Origin of the sequence: Nocardia sp. alder85J, assembly GCF_020176955.2 — a bacterium.
Taxonomy (GTDB): Bacteria; Actinomycetota; Actinomycetes; order Mycobacteriales; family Mycobacteriaceae; genus Nocardia.
This window is the reverse complement of the sequence record NZ_JAIUCZ020000001.1, coordinates 630,377-648,517: the sequence shown is the minus strand read 5'-3', so window position 1 is coordinate 648,517 and position 18,141 is coordinate 630,377. Positions and strand designations below refer to the sequence as shown.

At 70.1% G+C, this 18,141-nt stretch carries 19 protein-coding genes; 8 read left to right on the top strand and 11 right to left on the bottom strand.

Annotation, left to right across the window (positions count from 1 at the left end; genetic code table 11):
* The 4 genes from sufC to LBW94_RS02980 all read right to left on the bottom strand — a co-directional run bounded on the left by sufC (window position 1) and on the right by LBW94_RS02980 (window position 4,217).
* On the bottom strand, window positions 1-774 hold the full coding sequence (sufC, locus tag LBW94_RS02995) for a Fe-S cluster assembly ATPase SufC (protein WP_225056401.1): 774 nt from the start codon (window positions 772-774) through the stop codon (window positions 1-3).
* Between the two features lie 31 nt (window positions 775-805).
* Window positions 806-1,945, bottom strand: a complete 1,140-nt coding sequence (gene sufD / locus LBW94_RS02990; protein ID WP_225056658.1) for a Fe-S cluster assembly protein SufD — start codon at window positions 1,943-1,945, stop codon at window positions 806-808.
* 83 nt (window positions 1,946-2,028) lie between these two features.
* The gene (gene sufB / locus LBW94_RS02985; protein ID WP_225056404.1) at window positions 2,029-3,489 is read right to left on the bottom strand and encodes a Fe-S cluster assembly protein SufB; all 1,461 of its coding nucleotides are present in this window, start codon (window positions 3,487-3,489) and stop codon (window positions 2,029-2,031) included.
* The gene (locus LBW94_RS02980) at window positions 3,486-4,217 is read right to left on the bottom strand and encodes a metalloregulator ArsR/SmtB family transcription factor (protein ID WP_323137786.1); all 732 of its coding nucleotides are present in this window, start codon (window positions 4,215-4,217) and stop codon (window positions 3,486-3,488) included. The genes sufB and LBW94_RS02980 overlap by 4 nt, the downstream gene beginning before the upstream one ends.
* Before the next feature lie 168 nt (window positions 4,218-4,385).
* Between LBW94_RS02980 and mptB the strand changes: the two genes are divergently transcribed.
* The 3 genes from mptB to LBW94_RS02965 are packed head-to-tail and all read left to right on the top strand — an operon-like array spanning window position 4,386 to window position 7,788.
* Window positions 4,386-6,074 carry a polyprenol phosphomannose-dependent alpha 1,6 mannosyltransferase MptB gene (gene mptB, locus LBW94_RS02975; RefSeq protein ID WP_225056408.1) on the top strand — a complete coding sequence of 563 codons (1,689 nt, stop codon included), beginning with the start codon at window positions 4,386-4,388 and terminating at the stop codon, window positions 6,072-6,074.
* On the top strand, window positions 6,071-7,003 hold the full coding sequence (locus LBW94_RS02970; protein ID WP_225056410.1) for an ABC transporter ATP-binding protein: 933 nt from the start codon (window positions 6,071-6,073) through the stop codon (window positions 7,001-7,003). The genes mptB and LBW94_RS02970 overlap by 4 nt, the downstream gene beginning before the upstream one ends.
* Window positions 7,000-7,788, top strand: coding sequence for an ABC transporter permease (locus LBW94_RS02965; protein ID WP_225056412.1), 789 nt, complete (start codon window positions 7,000-7,002; stop codon window positions 7,786-7,788). Before LBW94_RS02970 ends, LBW94_RS02965 begins: the two co-directional genes overlap by 4 nt.
* A gap of 3 nt (window positions 7,789-7,791) precedes the next feature.
* Here the strand turns inward: LBW94_RS02965 and LBW94_RS02960 are convergent, their stop codons facing one another.
* Window positions 7,792-9,060, bottom strand: a complete 1,269-nt coding sequence (locus tag LBW94_RS02960; RefSeq protein WP_266269678.1) for an MFS transporter — start codon at window positions 9,058-9,060, stop codon at window positions 7,792-7,794.
* A gap of 426 nt (window positions 9,061-9,486) precedes the next feature.
* On the opposite strand from LBW94_RS02960, the gene mug reads away from it, so the two are divergent.
* Both mug and LBW94_RS02950 read left to right on the top strand, forming a co-directional pair.
* Complete coding sequence (mug, locus tag LBW94_RS02955) at window positions 9,487-10,044, top strand: G/U mismatch-specific DNA glycosylase (RefSeq protein WP_225056414.1); 558 nt, start codon at window positions 9,487-9,489, stop codon at window positions 10,042-10,044.
* A gap of 230 nt (window positions 10,045-10,274) precedes the next feature.
* On the top strand, window positions 10,275-11,249 hold the full coding sequence (locus LBW94_RS02950; protein ID WP_225056660.1) for a COX15/CtaA family protein: 975 nt from the start codon (window positions 10,275-10,277) through the stop codon (window positions 11,247-11,249).
* Between the two features lie 300 nt (window positions 11,250-11,549).
* Here LBW94_RS02950 and LBW94_RS44360 read toward each other — a convergent pair whose 3' ends face one another.
* The 3 genes from LBW94_RS44360 to LBW94_RS02940 form a co-directional block, all read right to left on the bottom strand.
* Entirely contained in the window at window positions 11,550-12,035 is a 486-nt protein-coding gene (locus LBW94_RS44360) for a biotin transporter BioY (RefSeq protein ID WP_416276852.1), read from the bottom strand.
* A gap of 110 nt (window positions 12,036-12,145) precedes the next feature.
* Window positions 12,146-12,256 carry a hypothetical protein gene (locus LBW94_RS44355; RefSeq protein WP_416276845.1) on the bottom strand — a complete coding sequence of 37 codons (111 nt, stop codon included), beginning with the start codon at window positions 12,254-12,256 and terminating at the stop codon, window positions 12,146-12,148.
* Window positions 12,257-12,778: 522 nt separating this feature from the next.
* Window positions 12,779-13,453 carry an energy-coupling factor ABC transporter ATP-binding protein gene (locus tag LBW94_RS02940; protein WP_225056416.1) on the bottom strand — a complete coding sequence of 225 codons (675 nt, stop codon included), beginning with the start codon at window positions 13,451-13,453 and terminating at the stop codon, window positions 12,779-12,781.
* A gap of 340 nt (window positions 13,454-13,793) precedes the next feature.
* On the opposite strand from LBW94_RS02940, the gene LBW94_RS02935 reads away from it, so the two are divergent.
* Both LBW94_RS02935 and LBW94_RS02930 read left to right on the top strand, forming a co-directional pair.
* Complete coding sequence (locus LBW94_RS02935; RefSeq protein WP_225056417.1) at window positions 13,794-14,666, top strand: putative hydro-lyase; 873 nt, start codon at window positions 13,794-13,796, stop codon at window positions 14,664-14,666.
* A gap of 46 nt (window positions 14,667-14,712) precedes the next feature.
* Entirely contained in the window at window positions 14,713-14,931 is a 219-nt protein-coding gene (locus LBW94_RS02930; RefSeq protein WP_225056419.1) for an FmdB family zinc ribbon protein, read from the top strand.
* Window positions 14,932-15,115: 184 nt separating this feature from the next.
* Here LBW94_RS02930 and LBW94_RS02925 read toward each other — a convergent pair whose 3' ends face one another.
* Both LBW94_RS02925 and LBW94_RS02920 read right to left on the bottom strand, forming a co-directional pair.
* Window positions 15,116-15,991 (bottom strand): class I SAM-dependent methyltransferase, encoded by an 876-nt coding sequence (locus LBW94_RS02925; RefSeq protein WP_225056421.1) that lies wholly within the window; start codon window positions 15,989-15,991, stop codon window positions 15,116-15,118.
* 38 nt (window positions 15,992-16,029) lie between these two features.
* A complete protein-coding gene (locus tag LBW94_RS02920; RefSeq protein ID WP_225056423.1) occupies window positions 16,030-16,380 on the bottom strand; it encodes a hypothetical protein in 351 nt (116 codons plus the stop codon).
* An 86-nt stretch (window positions 16,381-16,466) separates the two neighbouring features.
* Between LBW94_RS02920 and LBW94_RS02915 the strand changes: the two genes are divergently transcribed.
* Entirely contained in the window at window positions 16,467-17,432 is a 966-nt protein-coding gene (locus tag LBW94_RS02915) for a quinone oxidoreductase family protein (protein ID WP_225056424.1), read from the top strand.
* A gap of 5 nt (window positions 17,433-17,437) precedes the next feature.
* On the opposite strand, the gene LBW94_RS02910 is transcribed toward LBW94_RS02915, so the two are convergent.
* Window positions 17,438-18,073, bottom strand: a complete 636-nt coding sequence (locus tag LBW94_RS02910) for a TetR/AcrR family transcriptional regulator (protein WP_225056425.1) — start codon at window positions 18,071-18,073, stop codon at window positions 17,438-17,440.
* Between the last annotated feature and the right edge of the window lie 68 nt (window positions 18,074-18,141).

The following is an 18,141-nucleotide window of genomic DNA, read 5'->3' as shown; positions in this document are numbered from 1 at the left end:
TCAGGCTCCTACCGCAGAAGAAGTGAAGCGCACATAGCCGTTGGCGTCGAGTTCCTCGGCCAGTTCGGCCCCGCCCTCGGCGACGATGCGGCCGCCGACGAACACGTGCACGAACTCCGGCTGGATGTAGCGCAGAATACGGGTGTAGTGCGTGATGAGCAGGATGCCGCCGTTCTCCCGCTCCCGGTAGCGGTTGACGCCCTCGGAGACGATGCGCAGCGCATCGACGTCCAGGCCGGAGTCGGTCTCGTCCAGGATCGCGATCTTCGGCTTCAGCAGGCCCAGTTGCAGCACCTCGTGCCGCTTCTTCTCGCCGCCGGAGAAGCCCTCGTTGACGCTGCGCTCGGCGAAGGCCGGGTCGATTTCCAGTTCGGACATCGACTCCTTGACCTCCTTGACCCAGTGCCGCAGCTTCGGCGCCTCGCCGCGCACGGCGGTGACGGCGGTGCGCAGGAAGTTCGACGTCGAGACGCCGGGCACCTCGACCGGATACTGCATGGCGAGGAACAGCCCGGCCCGGGCCCGCTCGTCCACCGACATCGCCAGCACGTCCTCACCGTCCAGGGTGATCGTGCCCTGGGTGACGGTGTACTTGGGATGGCCGGCGATGGCGTAGGACAGCGTGGACTTACCGGAGCCGTTGGGACCCATGATGGCGTGCGTCTCACCGGATTTCACGGTGAGGTTGACGCCGTTGAGGATCCGGATCGGCTCGGCGGCCTCGTCCGGGTTGGCGACCTCGACGTGCAGGTCCTTGATTTCGAGGGTGGTCATGAAGTTCCTTCGGGGGCTGTGGGTTTCGGAATCAGGCGCCGACCGCGGCGAGCTCGGCCTCGACGGCCGCCTCCAGCCGCTCCCGCACCTCGGGGACCGCGATCTTCTGGATGATCTCGTGGAAGAAGCCGCGCACCACCAGGCGGCGCGCCACCTCCTCCGGAATGCCGCGGGCCCGCAGGTAGAACAACTGCTCGTCGTCGAAACGGCCGGTGGCCGAGGCGTGTCCGGCGCCGACGATCTCGCCGGTCTCGATCTCCAGGTTCGGCACCGAATCGGCGCGCGCGCCGTCGGTGAGGACCAGGTTCCGGTTGGCCTCGTAGGTGTCGGTGCCCTCGGCGGCCGCGCGGATGAGCACGTCACCCACCCACACCGTGTGCGCATCCGGCTTGTCCGAATGCGGATCGCCTTGCAGCGCACCCTTGTACAGCACGTTCGACTTGCAGTTCGGCACCGCGTGGTCGATCAGCAGCCGCTGCTCGAAGTGCTGGCCGTCGTCGGCGAAGTACAGCCCGAGCAGTTCGGCGTCGCCGCCGGGACCGGCGTAGCGCACGGTCGCGGTGAGGCGCACCAGCTCGCCACCCAGGGTGACATCGGTGTGCCGCAGTACGGCGTCGCGGCCCAGCACGGCGTGGTGGGCGGTGACGTGCACCGCGTCGTCGGCCCAGTCCTGGATCGCCACCACGGTCAGCTTCGCGCTGTCGCCGAGCACGAATTCCAGGTTCTCCGCGTAGGTTCCGCTGCCGCGCTCGTCGATCACGACGGTGGCGACGGCGAAGTTGCCGAGCCGGATCTGGGTGTGGCCGTAGGCCGTCCGGTCCACGCCGGGGCCGGTGACGGTGATCGTGACCGGTCCGGCCACCTCCACCTCCGTGCCGACGGACACGATCGTCGCCTGCTCGAAGCCCGAATATGCCTGGGCGGCAACACGATCGGTGGGAGCACCGGCCGCGCCGAGGCGGGTGTCGGTGCGCGCCACCGTCTCCACGGTCACGCCCGCGGCGGCCGTCACCTCGACGCTCGCGGCGCCGTCCACGACGGCGCTGCCGTCGTGCAGGCCGCGCAGCCGGCGCAGCGGGGTGAACCGCCACGCCTCGTCGTGCGACACGGGTACCTCGAAGGCGTTCACGTCGAACGAGGCGAACAGCTCACCCTTGTTGAGCACCGGCATCCGGGCCTCCCCGGCGGCGGTGATCCGGTCGGCCGCTGCCGCGATCTCGTCGACTCCCGCCGATACGCTCGCAAGCTCGCTCACTAGCCGACCGCTCCTTCCATCTGCAGCTCGATCAGGCGGTTCAGCTCGAGCGCGTATTCCATCGGCAGTTCCTTGGCGATCGGCTCGACGAAGCCGCGCACCACCATCGCCATCGCCTCGTCCTCGGTGAGGCCGCGGCTCATCAGGTAGAACAGCTGGTCGTCGGAGATCTTCGAGACCGTGGCCTCGTGGCCCATCGTGACGTCGTCCTCGCGGATGTCGACGTACGGGTAGGTGTCCGAGCGGCTGATCGTATCCACCAGCAGCGCATCGCATTTCACGGTGGACCGGGAACCGTAGGCGCCCTTGTTCACCTGGACCAGGCCGCGGTAGGAGGCCCGGCCGCCGCCGCGCGCCACCGACTTCGACACGATGGTCGAGGAGGTGTGCGGCGCCAGGTGCAGCATCTTCGCGCCGGTGTCCTGGTGCTGACCCTCGCCGGCGAACGCCACCGACAGCACCGCGCCCTTGGCGTGCTCGCCGGTCATCCAGACCGCCGGGTACTTCATGGTGACCTTGGAACCGATGTTGCCGTCGATCCACTCCATGGTCGCGCCCGCGCCCGCCTTGGCCCGCTTGGTGACCAGGTTGTAGACGTTGTTCGACCAGTTCTGGATGGTGGTGTAGCGGCAGCGGCCGCCGTCCTTGACGACGATCTCGACCACCGCGGAGTGCAGCGAGTCCGACTTGTAGATCGGCGCGGTGCAGCCCTCGACGTAGTGCACGTAGGCACCCTCGTCGACGATGATCAGCGTCCGCTCGAACTGGCCCATGTTCTCGGTGTTGATCCGGAAGTAGGCCTGCAACGGGATGTCGACGCGCACGCCCGGCGGCACGTAGATGAACGAGCCACCCGACCACACCGCGGTGTTCAGCGCGGAGAACTTGTTGTCGCCCGCGGGGATCACCGAGCCGAAGTACTGCTGAAAGATCTCCGGATGCTCCTTGAGACCGGTGTCGGTGTCGAGGAAGATCACGCCCTGCTGCTCCAGATCCTCGCGGATCTGGTGGTAGACGACCTCCGACTCGTACTGCGCCGCGACACCGGCGATCAGCCGCTGCTTCTCCGCCTCCGGGATGCCCAGCCGGTCGTAGGTGTTCTTGATGTCCTCGGGGAGGTCTTCCCAGCTCTCGGCCTGCTTCTCGGTGGAGCGCACGAAGTACTTGATGTTGTCGAAGTCGATGCCCTCGAGGTTGGAACCCCAGGACGGCATCGGCTTGCGATCGAAGATGCGCAGCGCCTTCAGCCGGATGTCGAGCATCCAGGACGGCTCGTTCTTCTTCGCCGAGATGTCACGGACGACGTCCTCGGACAGGCCGCGCTTGGCCGCGGCGCCGGCGGCATCGGAATCCGCCCAGCCGTAGCCGTAGGTGCCCAGGGAGGCGATGGTCTCGTCCTGGGTCAAGGGAGCAACCTGAGTTGCCCCCGGGTCGTGGCCTGCCGTGGTCGTGGTCGTCATTCGGCACTCCTTCCGGAGTCGAGTGGAGACGCCACCGCGGGCTGAGCGGTGGCTTTCTTGCGGGTGCTCGTGGGTATGCCGGGATCCGGCATGAGCAAGGGGACATGCGTGGTGCAGACGCAGTCACCGTTGGCGATGGTCGCCAGGCGCTGCACGTGGGTGCCGAGCAGTTCGCGGAACGCCTCCAGCTCGGCGGTGCACAGCTCCGGGAATTCCTCGGCGACGTGCGAGACCGGGCAGTGGTGCTGGCAGATCTGCACGCCCGCGCCGACGACGCGGGTGGAGGCGGCGAAACCGGCGTCGCTGAACGCCTCGGCGATCTCGTCGGCCTTGTCCCGGGTGGCGTCGGGAGTGTGCCGGGCCAGCTTGTCGATCCCGGCGACGATGGTGCCCACCCGTTTCCGGGCGAAATCCATGATCGCCGAATCGCCGCCGAGCTCGCGCAGTTGCCGCATGGCGGCCCCGGCGAGATCGTCGTAGGCGTGCCCCAACCGGCCGCGCCCGGCGGCGGTGAGCTGATACTGCTTGGCGGGACGGCCACGGCCCTTCTGCTGCCAGGACGCGGACCTTCCGGCGCGCGCTTCACCGGACTCGATGAGCGCGTCCAGATGGCGTCGCACCCCGGCCGGGGCCAGGCCCAGCCGCTCGCCGATCGCCGTCGCGGTGATGGGGCCCTGCTCCAGCAGCACCCGGATGATCGCCGCCCGGGTATGCCCTTCGCTGGGCACGGCAGCGGACCGGGCACCCTCATGGCGCCCGGCGTCTACCTGCTCATTCGGCAAACCCACGGTTTTCACAACACCAGTGTGGCGGAATTCCTTCCCGCAATCCAGTAAGGGTGACCTGACCCGCTCCCGATGGGGATATCGGTCACCCGCGGCCATTAGTCTGCGGGGGTGGCATTCGAGGGCGCGCGGCGCAGACTCATCGATGGCGGGCGGCGGGTACTCGGCCTGGACGCCGCGACCGCCGACCACAACACCCTCGCCTCCTTACATCACGTCGAGGCCGACGTACCCGAACTCGATCCACTCGAACTGGCCCAGTTCCGCCGGATCCGGCTGCTCGGCGCCACCGGAACGGTGCTGATCGCGATCAGCGCGCTGGGGGTGGCCGCCCAGCCGGTGTTGCAGAATCCGGTGTCCGGGGTGCGGGTGATCGGTGTCTTCGCGCGCTGGCAGACCTCCTCGCTGGCGCTGTCGATGATCGGGACGGTGCTGGTGGTGATGGCCTGGCTGCTGCTGGGCCGGTTCGCCGTCGGCGGGTTCGGCGCCACGGCGCCGCTGCACCGGCTGACCCGGTCGCAGCTGGACCGCACACTGCTGCTGTGGATCCTGCCGCTGTCGGTGGCGCCGCCGCTGTACTCCACCGACGTGTATTCGTATCTGGCACAGAGCGAGATCGCCCGGCGCGGCATGGATCCGTATGTGGTGGGCCCGGCCAGCGGTCTGGGCGTGGGCAACATCCTCACCATGAACGTGCCGAACATCTGGCGCGAGACCCCGGCGCCCTACGGGCCGCTGATCCTCTGGATCGGCCGCGGGATCGCCCAGATCACCGGCGACAACATCATTTTCGGCGTCTGGGCGCATCGGACGCTGGCCCTCGGCGGCGTCGCGCTGATCGTGTGGGCGCTGCCGCGGCTGTCGCGGCGCTGCGGGGTGGCGCCGGTGAGCGCGCTGTGGCTCGGCGCGGCCAATCCGCTGGTGCTGTTCCACTTGGTCGCGGGTGTGCACAACGACGCGCTGATGCTGGGCCTGATGCTGACGGGCATCGAATTCTGCCTGCGCGGGCTCGACGGCCGCGGCAAGCCCTTCGACAAACGGGCCTGGGCGCTGCTGACCTTCGGCGTGGTGGTCATCACCCTGTCCTCGACGGTCAAGTTCACCTCGATCATCGCGCTCGGCTTCGTGGGTATGGCGCTGGCCCGGCGCTGGGGTCCGGGCCTGCGGCCGTTGCTGGCCGCGGCCGCCACCCTGCTCGGGATCGCCGTGGTGACGACGTTGTTCGTCAGCTTCGCCAGCGGGCTCGGCTTCGGCTGGATCTACACCCTGAACACCGCCGGCGCGGTGCGCAGCTGGATGTCGCTGCCGACGGCGATCGGCATCATCACCGGCTTCGGCGGGGTGCTGCTGGGCCTCGGCGACCACACCACCGCGCTGTTGTTCATCACCCGGCCGATCGCCGGCGCGGTCGCGGGCTTCGTGACGCTGCGGATGCTGCTGGCCACCTGGACCGGGCGGCTGCCCGCGGTGGGCGCCCTCGGCGTCTCGCTGGCGGCGATCGTGCTGCTGTTCCCGGTGGTGCAGCCGTGGTATCTGCTGTGGGCGATCGTGCCGCTGGCCGCCTGGGCCACCACCCGCGCGTTCCGGGTGCCGGCGGTGGCGTTCTCGGCGGTGGTCAGCGTGATGCTGATGCCGCGCGGCGCCGACTACGGCGTCTTCCAGATCATCGAGGCGGCCGTGGCGGTGGTGCTGGTGTCGGTGCTGTTCATCGTGTGGACGCGCAACCGGCTGCCGTGGCGGGCGTCGCCGGGGGTGTCTGCTCCGTCACAGGAGCCCGCGGCATACGGTGTGAGCTCGTGATCGCTGCCCCGCAACCGGCCGTCCGCGTCGACGCCGTCGTGAAACGCTTCGGCGACACCACCGCGGTCGACGGCATCAGCTTCGAGGTGCAGCGGGCCGAGGTGCTGGCGCTGCTGGGCCCCAACGGCGCGGGCAAGACCACCACCGTCGAGATGTGCGAGGGGTTCCTCGCGCCCGATGCGGGCGAGGTCCGGGTGCTGGGCCTGGATCCGATCGCCGACTCGGACCGGCTGCGGCCGCGGATCGGCGTGATGTTGCAGGGCGGCGGCGCCTATCCGGGCTCGCGGGCCGGGGAGATGCTCGATCTGGTCGCGGCGTATGCCGCCGATCCGCTGGATCCGGACTGGCTGCTGGCCACCCTCGGCCTCCAGGATGCCCGCAGCACCCCCTACCGCCGGTTGTCCGGCGGTCAGCAGCAGCGGCTGGCGCTGGCGTGCGCGCTGGTCGGGCGCCCGGAGCTGGTCTTCCTCGACGAGCCGACCGCCGGGATGGACGCCCAGGCCCGGCACCTGGTGTGGGAGCTGATCGACGCGCTGCGCCGCGACGGGGTGAGCGTGCTGCTCACCACCCATCTGATGGACGAGGCCGAACAGCTGGCCGACCGGCTGGTCATCATCGACCACGGCAGGGTGGTCGCGGCCGGCACCCCGGCCGAGGTCACCTCGGCCGGCGCCGAGGGCCAGCTGCGTTTCACCGCCCCACCCAAACTGACCCTGGACCTCCTGGAAGCGGCTCTGCCCGAAGGGTTCTCGCCGCGCGAGACCTCGCCGGGGGCCTACCTGCTGGAGGGTGACATCACCCCGCAGGTGCTCGCCACGGTGACCGCCTGGTGTGCGCGAATCGACGTGCTGCCCAGCGATATCCGCATCGACCAGCGCCGCCTCGAGGACGTCTTCCTGGAACTCACCGGACGGGAGTTGCGGAGTTGACCGACGCCGCCGCACGTTTCGCACCCGGCACCTTCCGTCCCGATCCGCGTCCGGCGACGCGGGCGGCGATGCTGGCCGCACAGACCCGGATGGAGCTGATCCTGTTGCTGCGCAACGGGGAACAGCTGCTGCTGACCATGTTCATCCCGATCACGCTGCTGATCGGGCTCACCCTGCTGCCGCTGAGCGGCAGCCTCGGCTCACATCACCGGGTGGACCGGATCGTGCCCGCGGTGATGATGCTGGCGATCATGTCGACCGGCTTCACCGGGCAGGCCATCGCGGTCGGCTTCGATCGCCGCTACGGCGCTCTGAAACGCTTGGGCGCCACGGCATTACCGCGCTGGGGCATCGTCGGCGGCAAGTGCGCGGCGGTGCTGATCGTGGTGGTGCTGCAATCGGTGCTGCTGGGCCTGATCGGGGTCGCACTGGGCTGGCGGCCGTCGATCACCGGGCTGCTGTTCGGCGCCGTGGTGATCGCGCTGGGCACAGCCACGTTCACGGCGCTGGGACTGCTGCTCGGCGGCACGCTGAAGGCCGAGATCGTGCTGGCGCTGGCCAACATCCTGTGGTTCGTGCTGCTCGGCGTCGGCAGCCTGGTGGTGACCGCGGACAACATGCCGACCGCGGTCACCGTCGTCGCCCGGCTCATCCCCTCCGGCGCACTGGCCCAGGCCCTCGACTCCGCCCTGCACACCAGCGTGGACTGGTACGGACTGGTGGTGCTGGTGGTGTGGGGTGCGGGCGCCGGCTGTCTGGCGACCCGCTGGTTCCGCTTCGACTGATCGTCACCCCTGCTGCGGTACCGTGCCCGGCGGCACCAGCACCCGGGTCTCGGCGGGTTCCAGTCCGGCCGCCCAGCGGGTGGTGGCCACGGTGATCGACAGCAATATCACGAGGTAGCCGGTGAACAGCACCGGATGTTCGGTGGTCAGCTGTTTCAGCATCGGCATGGTGCCGCCGAAGAGGGTGACGGTGGTGGTGTACGGCAGCGCCTCGGCCGTCACCCGATACCGGGCCGGCACCAGCCCGGCCAGCACCGCAGGCATGGTGGCGACCATCGCCGCCATGATCAGGTGCCCGACCACCACGACCACCCAGTACCCCGGCACGCCGCCGTGGTCCAGGCAGAACAGCAGCGGCCCGACCGCGACCGCCATCACCACCGCCGAACCCGACAGCAGCCGCGGGCAGCCGATCCGATCCCCGAGCCGCCCGAACAGCGGCAACGCGACCACGTTCACCAGCGAGGAGGCCGTGGTCGCCAGCAACACCATGGTGTCGTCGAGCCCCAGGATGCTGATCGCATACGCGGTCGGCACGGCCGCCCACAGGTGGAACGAGGCCGCGGCCCCGACGGTGACCCCGGCGACCGACAGCATCGGCACCGCCAGTTCCCGCCGCGCGGCCCACCACGAATACGCCTGGTCCCGCCGCGACTCGAACTCACCGGATTCGGTCAGCCCGCCGCGCAGGGCCGCGAACAGCATCGACGCCAGCGCCCCCACCAGGAACGGGATCCGCCAGCCACCGGCGGCCATCCCGTCCGCACCCAGTCCCAGTACCAGCCCGAGGACCAGCAGGTTCGCGAAGATCGCGCCGACGCACGCGGCGGTCGGCAGCAGGCTGGCGCCGGCGCCGCGGCGACCCTCCGGGGTCATCTCGTACATGTAGCTGTGCCCGAGCGGCGCCTCACCACCGAACGAGAAGCCCAGCAGGGTCCGCCAGAGCAGCACCAGCATCGGGGCCACCACCCCGACGGTCGTCCCGGACGGGGTCAGTCCCATGCCGAGCGCGGCCAGCCCGGCGCCGGCCAGGCACAGCCGCATCGCGGGCCTGCGGCCGCGGGTGTCGGCGTAGCGGCCCAGCACCAGGCCGCCCAGCGGCCGGGTGACGAATCCGGCCGCGAACACCGCGAATCCGAAGAACAGCGCCTGCCGCAGGTCGCCGCCGAAGAACGACGGGCCGAAATAGCAGAGCAGGAGCGGATACAACCCCCAGTCGTAGGCCTCCAGACCGAAACCGGCACATACGGCGAGCAGTCGAATCCGAGACATCGGGCCACCCTTCTACGAGGGGCGCCACCTTCCGCTCGCGGCGCCGGACGAGGGAACAGGGTCGGGCGGCTGCGTGGACGAACGCGCAGCGGAAATGACATCGGAGGGGGTGGAATGCGGGCCCGGTGGCCATCCGGATGCTCCGGTCGCGAGCGAGAACTCGGTCACCGATTCCGTTACGTTAGCGAAGGACACGACAGCTACCACTCGGCAATACACCTAAGTTCATCCACCCGTGACCAACTCGATACGATCCATCGATCTATTACCGGCAAATATTCGAATTATCCACGCAATTCAGACAATTCGACAGCGCAGGCAATCCCGACCCATTCCCGGACATCGGTTCAAAACAGCAATCCTTCAGCGATCACACCGCGAATACCCGCGCCGCCGACCGGAATTCCGGCTCGGCACACTGATCGAATGCCTTCCGCCCGACCCAGCGCGGCCCAGCTCGCCGCCGCGACCTCGGCGACCATCACCGATGTGATCGCCCCGGACCTGCGAGTGCTGTTCTGCGGCATCAACCCCGGCCTGTGGTCCGGCGCCACCGGCCACCACTTCGCCCGGCCCGGCAACCGCTTCTGGCCCGCGCTGTACCGCTCCGGCTTCACCCCGCGTCAGCTCGGCCCGGACGAGCAGGAGGAACTGCTGACCTACGGCCTCGGCGTCACCAACGTCGCGTCGCGGACGACGGCCAAGGCCGACGAGCTCACCAGGGAGGAACTGCGCGCCGGGGGCCGAGCCCTGGTCGAGCGTGTCACCCACTACCGCCCGCGCACCCTCGCCGTCCTCGGTCTCGGCGCCTACCGCACCGCTTTCGGCCGCCCGCGCACCACGGTCGGCCGCCAAGGCGAGCCCCTCGGTGACACCGAGGTCTGGGTGCTGCCCAACCCCAGCGGACTCAACGCCCACTACACCCTCGACGCCCTCGCCGCCGAATTCCGCACCCTCCGCGAGGCCGTCGGCCTTCCGGACTGAGCGCGACGAGACTGTCATTTCTGCACGGGATGCCACCGTGCCCGGACTGCCGTCGTGTGGAGACGCACGGCCACTCACCTGCCTTCGCCAGTCGGAATCACACCCCGCACCGGGTCGGACGCGGGACCAGGGGTGGTGGCGTGCGGCGCGAGATGGCATCCGGTGCAGCGAACGACGGTGTGTAGTAGCCCCTGCGAGGTGGTGTCGGGGTGCTCGATTACCATCGTGACGTGCTGTCACGCGCCCTCTTGCGAATCGTCGACCTGCTGCCGCTGCCGTCGCTGCGGGTGCAGCGGATCCTCGCCGCGCTCGCGCTGCTGACCCAGGGCGGGATCGCCGTGACGGGGGCGATCGTGCGGGTCACCTCGTCGGGGCTCGGGTGCCCGACCTGGCCGCAGTGCTTTCCGGGCAGTTTCACGCCGGTGCCGCATGCGGAGGTGCCGTTCTGGCATCAGGCCGTGGAATTCTCCAACCGGCTGCTCACCTTCGCGGTGACGTTGTGCGCGGCGCTGATCGTGCTCGCGGTGATCCGGGCCCGGCGGCGGCGCGAGGTGGTCGGGTACGCGTGGTTGATGCCGGGCGGGACCGTGTTGCAGGCGGTGATCGGCGGCATCACCGTGCGCACCGGCCTGCTGTGGTGGACGGTGTCGATCCATCTGCTGGCCTCGATGCTGATGGTGTGGCTGGCGACCCTGCTGTTCACGAAGGTCGGCGAGCCCGACGACGGGGTGGAGGTGCCGCAGGTGCCCAATCCGCTGCGCTGGCTGACCGTGCTCAGCGCGGTCGCGCTGACGGGTGTGCTGGTGGCGGGCACCCTGGTCACCGGGGCCGGTCCGCATGCCGGGGACAAGAGCGCGGAGAAGCCGGTGGCCAGGCTCCAGGTGGAGATCGTGACGCTGGTCCACACGCACGCCGAACTGCTGGTCGCCTACCTGTGCCTGCTGATCGGGCTGGGCTTCGGCCTCGCCGCCGTCGGTACCACGCGGGTGATCCGCACCCGGTTGACCGTGCTGGTGATCCTGGTGTGCGCGCAGGGTCTGATCGGCATCGTCCAGTACTTCACGCACGTTCCCGCGGCGCTGGTGGCGTTCCACGTCGGCGGCGCCGCGGCCTGCACCGCCGCCACCGCCGCGGTCTGGGCGGCGATGCGCACCCGCGAACGCGTCACCGCTCCCGCACCCAGCCCGGTCCCCCACCCGGCCTGATTCACAGGCTCCTCCGCACACCCGACCATCGGGTCACGGAATGCTCGTGCCAATCGGCGTCGGTCCACGCTCGTTGCCGGACGCTGCTGTTCGCCGCGCGCGATGACCGAAGCGGCCACCGCTGCCGTCGAACCCGCCGCGGCCGAACACGACCGCGTGCCGATGCCGTTCGAACGGTCCCGAACCCACTGCCGGTGAGCCGGCTACAGAGACGCCGGCCGACTGCGGGTCCTCGTGCCGGTGGGCTGTCCGAAATCGGCCGGGCCCGCGGGCTGCCGGTCCGGCAAGGCCGGGTGCGGATCAGCGCGCGGCGGCGCGGGGACGAGTGGGCAGGACGCGGTAGGAGCGGAGGACGCCGTCGGCGACGAGGGCGACGATCGCGGCCTTGAGCAGGTCGCCGGGGACGAAGACCATGCCGGACGAGAACGCCTTGTGCAGCGGGATGCCGGTGTTGGCGGACAGCCACGGGATGCCGACCGCGTAGACCACGGCGATGCCGCCGACGACGGCCGCGATGAACAGTGCGACGATCCGCAGCCGGCGCAGGGTGAGTCGCCAGGCCCAGAACTGGGCGATCAGGCCGGTCACCAACGCGCCCGGCATCCAGCCGACCAGGTAGCCCGCGGTCGGGCCGGCGAAGACGCCGAGACCGCCGCGGCCGCCGGACAGCACCGGGAGGCCGGCGGCGGTCAGCAGGACGACCAGTGCGCAGGCGAGCATGCCGCGCACCGAACCGAGGACGGCCCCGGCCAGCATCACGCCGAGAGTCTGCATGGTGATCGGCACCGCGATGAAACCGACGTTGAGCGGCGGGATCAGGCCCAGGGCGATGATGATCGCCGCGAACAGCGCGACGAGCACGACATCTCGGGTGGCGACTCGGTTGTCCGGACGACTCACAGATACTTCTCCTCGGAACGGGCCGCCCGGGACGGCGGATAACAGCGTGCGTCGATGGCCGCGGCCACGTCGTCGGCGGATTTCAGGGTGCGGACGATCAGCGGCACCAGCAGGGCGACCGGGTTGGCGTGCAGCCCGCGCGCCCGCTGCGCCTCCCGGATGTTCGAGGAAGTGCCGGTGCACCTCGGGCACGAAACGCAGCACCAGCGCGATGCTCAGGCCGATCCGCTCGGTGTCGCGGACGCCGAGGTAGCGCAGGCCGCCGGCCAGGCGCTCGAACAGGTCCAGTACCTGGGCGGGCGGGGTGGTCATGGTGACCGCCAGCGCCAGCAGCAGCACCGCCAGCAGTCGCAGCAGCGACAGTTCCGCGGTGTGCGGGTTCTGCAAGACGGCAGTGAGTGCGAAGAAGCAGCCGAGCATCCAGACCAGCGGGGTCAGGCGGGCGCGGAGTGTCCGCCAGGGCAGTCGGCAGGACAGCAGCACCAGCAGCGCCAGGGCCGTCGCCGCCGCGGAGGCCGCCGTCGAGTCGAGGACGAACAGGATGATGCCGATCACGAACAGCGCCCCGAATTTCGGGCCGGGTGGCAGCCGGTGCACGATCGTCGTCCCGGACACGTACAGGCCGGTGGTCACGAACAGTGCTCCAGGTACCAGCCGATCGCCGTGGCGGGCGGGCCGTCGCAGGCGATCGCGCCCTCGTGCACGACCAGCACGCGGTCGTATGCGGCGAGCAGTTCGAGATCGTGGGTCACCACCACCGCGGGCTGTGGCATCGCGTCGATGGCCGCGCGCAGGCGGTTGCGGTTGCGCAGGTCCAGCATGGTGGTGGGCTCATCGAAGACCACCAGTTCGGGACGCATCACCAGCACCGAGGCCAGCGCGACCAACTGCTTCTCGCCGCCACTGAGCGAATGGCTCTGCCGCTGTGCCAGTCCGGCGATGCCGTACTCGTCCAGCGCCGATCGGACCCGGCCGGGGATCTCCTTGCGGGGCAGGCCCAGATTCTTCAGGCCGAACGCCATGTCCTCGGCGACGATCGGGAAGACGATCTGGTTGTCCGGATTCTGGAAGACGAAGCCGACCTTGCGCCGCACCCGGCGGCCGTCGGTCCGGGTGTCCAGGCCATCCACCCGCACGGAACCGGTATCCGGCAGCACCAGCCCGTTGAGCAGGCGGGCCAGGGTGCTCTTGCCCGAGCCGTTCTGGCCGATGACACCGATGCGCCGCTCGCTCAGCCGGAGGTCGACGCCGGTCAGCACCCGGCGGCCGTCGAATTCGACGGCCACGTCCGCCAATTCGATCACCGCGGCGCACCGCTGGGGACGGCGCCGGAGCGGCGGACGGACAGGGACATTCGTGCAATTTCCTTCGGGGCGGATCGGCCGATGCGCCACCCTGCGGATCATGGTGTGGCACAGCGCCATTCGGCGCTCGGCCCGATGATCATACCCGGAGTCCCGCAACAACTCCGCAACCACCCCCCTGGATCGCGCGGCCTCGTAGCTCTCGCTTCATGTGAAGGATTGTCGTATCGTTGAACGATAAATCACGCGTCCCGGGGAGACTGCGATGCACGAGAGCACCCGATCCGATACCGGCCACCGGACCGACACCAGCCGGCCGACCGGCACCGACCAACCGAGCGTGACCGCTCGGCCGAGCGATACCGAACGGCCGAGCGATACCGAACGGCAGGGCCACCTCGACCGGCAGGGCACTGCCGACGACCCGAGCGACTGGACACCGGCCGCCGCCCGCGCCCGGATCCGCGCCGGGGCCGACGCGCCGACCGCGGGCTGGGCGCGCGGCTACACCCAGACGAATCTGATCGCGGTACCGGCCGACTGGGCCTACGACATGCTGTTGTTCGCCCAGCGCAACCCGAAACCGTGCCCGGTGCTGGATGTCGGCGACCCTGGCAACCCGGCCACCGTGCTCGCACCCGGGGCCGATCTGCGCACGGACCTCCCTCGCTATCGGGTGTGGCGCGACGGCCGATTGATCGATGAGCCGACCGATGTCCTCGGCTATTGGCGCGAGGATCTGGTGGCCTTCCACATCGGCTGTTCGTTCACCTTCGAATGGGAACTGGCCGCCGCCGGTATCCCACTGCGGCACGTCGAGCAGCATCGCAACGTCCCGATGTATCGGACGAACCGGCCCTGCCGCGCGGCTGGGCGGCTGCACGGCCCGCTGGTGGTGTCGATGCGCCCGATCCCGGCCGCGCTGGTCCCCGCCGCCGTCGCGGTGTCGGCCCGGATGCCCGCGGTGCACGGCGCCCCGGTCCAGGTCGGGGCCCCGCAGACGCTGTTGACCGGCGACATCGGCGAACCCGATTTCGGCGACCCGGTCGACTTCCGGCCCGGCGACGTCCCGGTCTTCTGGGCGTGCGGGGTCACGCCGCAGGCCGCGGTGGTGGCCTCGCGGGTGCCGTTCGCGATCACCCACTCCCCCGGGCATCTGCTCATCACCGACGTCCCGGAGAGCGCCTACCACGAGGGAACGCAATCGATCTGATCGGCCGCCTTCCGCCGCCGGCCCCGCACCGGAGATAATTCCCGGCATGCCGACCTATGCCTACCGCTGCCGCGAGTGCACCGACACCTTCGAACTCCAGCGGCCGATGAGCGAATCCGCCGCACCGGCATCCTGCCCCGACGGCCACACCGACACGGTGAAACTGCTTACCACCATCGCCTTCACCGGATCGGCGAGCGCCCCGGCGGCCGCACCCGCACCCAGCGCGGGCGGCGGCTGTTGCGGTGGCGGCTGCTGCGCCTGAGACCGAGCAGATCCGGCTGGGCGATCCGCGTATCGGCGACCCATGCCCACTGCGGTCGGGCGCGGGACCGCTACACCGCCCGATATCGCGGCGCTGATCACCGGTCGCGACGCCGAGCCGTTCCACGACCGCCACACCGCTCGGCGCTGCGGCACGCTCGAAGGTCGCGGTCGTCGCGCGGGTCTCAGCCGCGGTCGGCGACCACGGCCCGGCTGTCGCCGACGAAGCGCGATCGGGAGGCGGGCACCGCGAGCCGCTCGGCGACATCGGCCAGTGCGTGATCGGCCGTCACTGTCCAGCCGTGGCCGGTCACGATCTCGGCCATCTCGCCGACGGTCCAGGTGGAGATGTGCGGCTCGTTCCGGAGTGGGTCACGCTGGCTGGACAGGGCGCTGTACACGCGCATACCCAGCCGGCCGACCGCGGCCAGCCGCGAGGGCACCGGATAGGTGGCGATCAGGCGACTGCCCGCCGCGGAACAGGCCGACATCGCCACCAGTGTCGAATCCACTTGCGCCGCCGTGAGATACGGGAGCACGCCCTCCCAGATCCAGGTGGTGGGGAGATCGGCGCGGTGCCCGGCGGCGGCCAGCGCGGGGACCAGCTCGTCGCGGCCGAATTCGACCGGCACCCAGCGCAATTCCTTCGCGACCGGGGGCAGGTCACCGGCGCGTTCGCGCTTGTCCTGCTGGGAGGCGGGCTGATCCACCTCGTAGACGATCACGTCGTCGAGGTCCGGCAGCCGCCAGGCGCGACCGTCCAGCCCGGCGCCGAGCACGACCAGTTGTGGCGCATGCCGTTCCCCGATCGCCTCGTCGATCACGACCGTGCGGGTGGCCAGCACCGCCGCGGTGGCGTTGAGCATCTCGTATTCCATCCGGGGGCGCATCCCCTGCGGGGCCGCCCCCGTGCGCACCCGTTCCACCGCCGCCCGCTCGTCGTCGTGCAGGAATCGCACGGCCACCGGATCACCGAAGCGACCCACCGCCAATCGGCCATCCGCCACCGCACGCCCCTGGCACACCAGTACCGCGGTCCGGCTCGCTTGCTTCTCCGCCATGTTCACCCATTATGGTCGGCGATCCGGCACGGAGTGGATCAGCGCTCGTTGCGCGCCTTGGGGAATCGGCTCTGCCGGGCGACCCAGCCGGCCATCTTGGCCCAGTGCCCGCGGGTCGGGGTGGCCTTCGCGCTCAGCTCGCGGCCCCACTCCTCGGTCTCCGTCAGGTTCGGCACCGCGGCGACCAAGGCCTTCGCCTCGGCCAGATCGGCGGCGAACCGGTCGCCGAGGATGCCGTCGGCGCCGACCAGGGTGACCCGGACACCGATCCGGCCGGTCTGCTGGAGGACGGCCGTGGCCGACCCGCCGTGCTCGGCGACGAACTTGCGCACCGATGCGACGGTGGCGGACGACGGCTTCGCGGGAGCCTCGGTGGCGGTAGCAGTCATGGGCCGAAGTTTACCAACGGGTAATCGGCGGCCGTCCCGCGCGGGCGCGACGCCGTCCGGAGTGTCCTGATGTAGAAATAGGATTCATGCGCGCCATCCAGGTTTCCGAGCACGGCGGTCCCGAGGTCCTGCAGTTCGTCGACGTGGCCGATCCGCGGCCGGGCGAAGGTCAGTTGCTCGTCGAGCTCGAGGCCGCCGGTGTCAACTACATCGACACCTACATCCGGACCGGGACTTATCCGACACCGGTGCCCTACATCCCGGGTATGGAGGGCACCGGCGTGATCGCCGAGATCGGTTCCGGCGTAACCGGATTCGCGGTCGGCGACCGGGTGGCGTGGGCATCGGCGCCGGGCAGTTACGCGCAGCGCGTGGTGGTGCCCGCGGCGGTCGCGATCCCGGTGCCCGCCGGCGTCGAGGCCCCCGTGGCCGCGTCGGCTCTGTTGCAGGGCATGACGGCGCACTATCTGTGCGAGACGATCTACCGGCCGGAGCCGGGTGAGAGCGTGCTGGTGCACGCCGGCGCCGGTGGCGTGGGCCTGATCCTCACCCAGTTGCTGTCCGTGCGCGGCGTGCGGGTGCTCACCACCGTCTCCACCGACGACAAGGAGACGCTGTCGCGGCACGCCGGCGCGGCCGAGGTGCTGCGCTACGGCGACGATCTGGCCCAGCGGGTGCGCGCGCTGACCGGCGGCGAGGGCGTCGCGGCGGTCTACGACGGGGTGGGCGCCACCACCTTCGACGCCAGCCTGGCGTCGCTGCGGGTGCGCGGCATGCTGGCGTTGTTCGGCGCGGCCAGCGGCCCGGTGCCGCCGGTCGATCCGCAGCGGCTCAACAGCGGCGGATCGTTGTTCCTGACCCGCCCGACCCTGGTTCATTACACCCGCACCCGGGACGAATTGCTGTGGCGCGCAGGCGATATCTTCGACGCGCTGGCCGCGGGCGGGTTGCGGATCCGGGTCGGCGCGGAATATCCGCTGGCCGAGGCCGCACAGGCGCACCGCGATCTGGAGGCCCGCAAGACCACGGGCTCGATCGTGTTGCTGCCCTGACTGTTTCAGTAGTCGCGGCCGGTGAGGCCGCGGTAGAGGAATCGGGTGAGGTCCTCGACGGCCTGTTCGTCGGTGATCTCCAGCGTGCCCTCGCGGGCCGCCTGGAGCAGGCCCTCGACGGCGGCGAACATCATGGTCAGCCCGGCCTCGGGCGAGGTCGGCAGTCGTAATCCTGCCGCGGGCACATAGGCCATGTGGTCGAGGATGTCGTCGCGCTGGCCGACGGCGAACTGCCGCATTATCGCCGCGAACTCGTCGTTCACCAGCGCCGCCTGGCTCATCGCGCGGAGCACCGGCCAGTTGCGGCGGGAGAACCGCCAGTACGCCTCGACGTGGTAGCGGATCGCGTCCGGATCGGTGAAATCCGCCTTGTGCTCGGGCCGTGCGGCGTCCAGGTCCCCTTCGGCGGCGAGGTCGTCCAGCAGCGCACGCAGGAGGTCCTCTTTGCTCGCGAAGTGGTTGTAGAACGACCCGGCGGCCCGGCCCGCCGCGGCGGTGATATCCGTGATCTTGGTGTTCAGATAGCCGCGTTCGGCGAACACCGCGCGCGCGGCATCCTTCAGCGCCTGCTCGGTCTCCGCCGATCGCTCCTTGCGGCGCCCGCGTCGGTCGCCACCCGCCTGTGCATCCGCGTGGGTCATCACCACCTCCTTGACAGCGCAGATTAGCAATCCACACAATGAATTCACATTCACTGAATATAAATTCA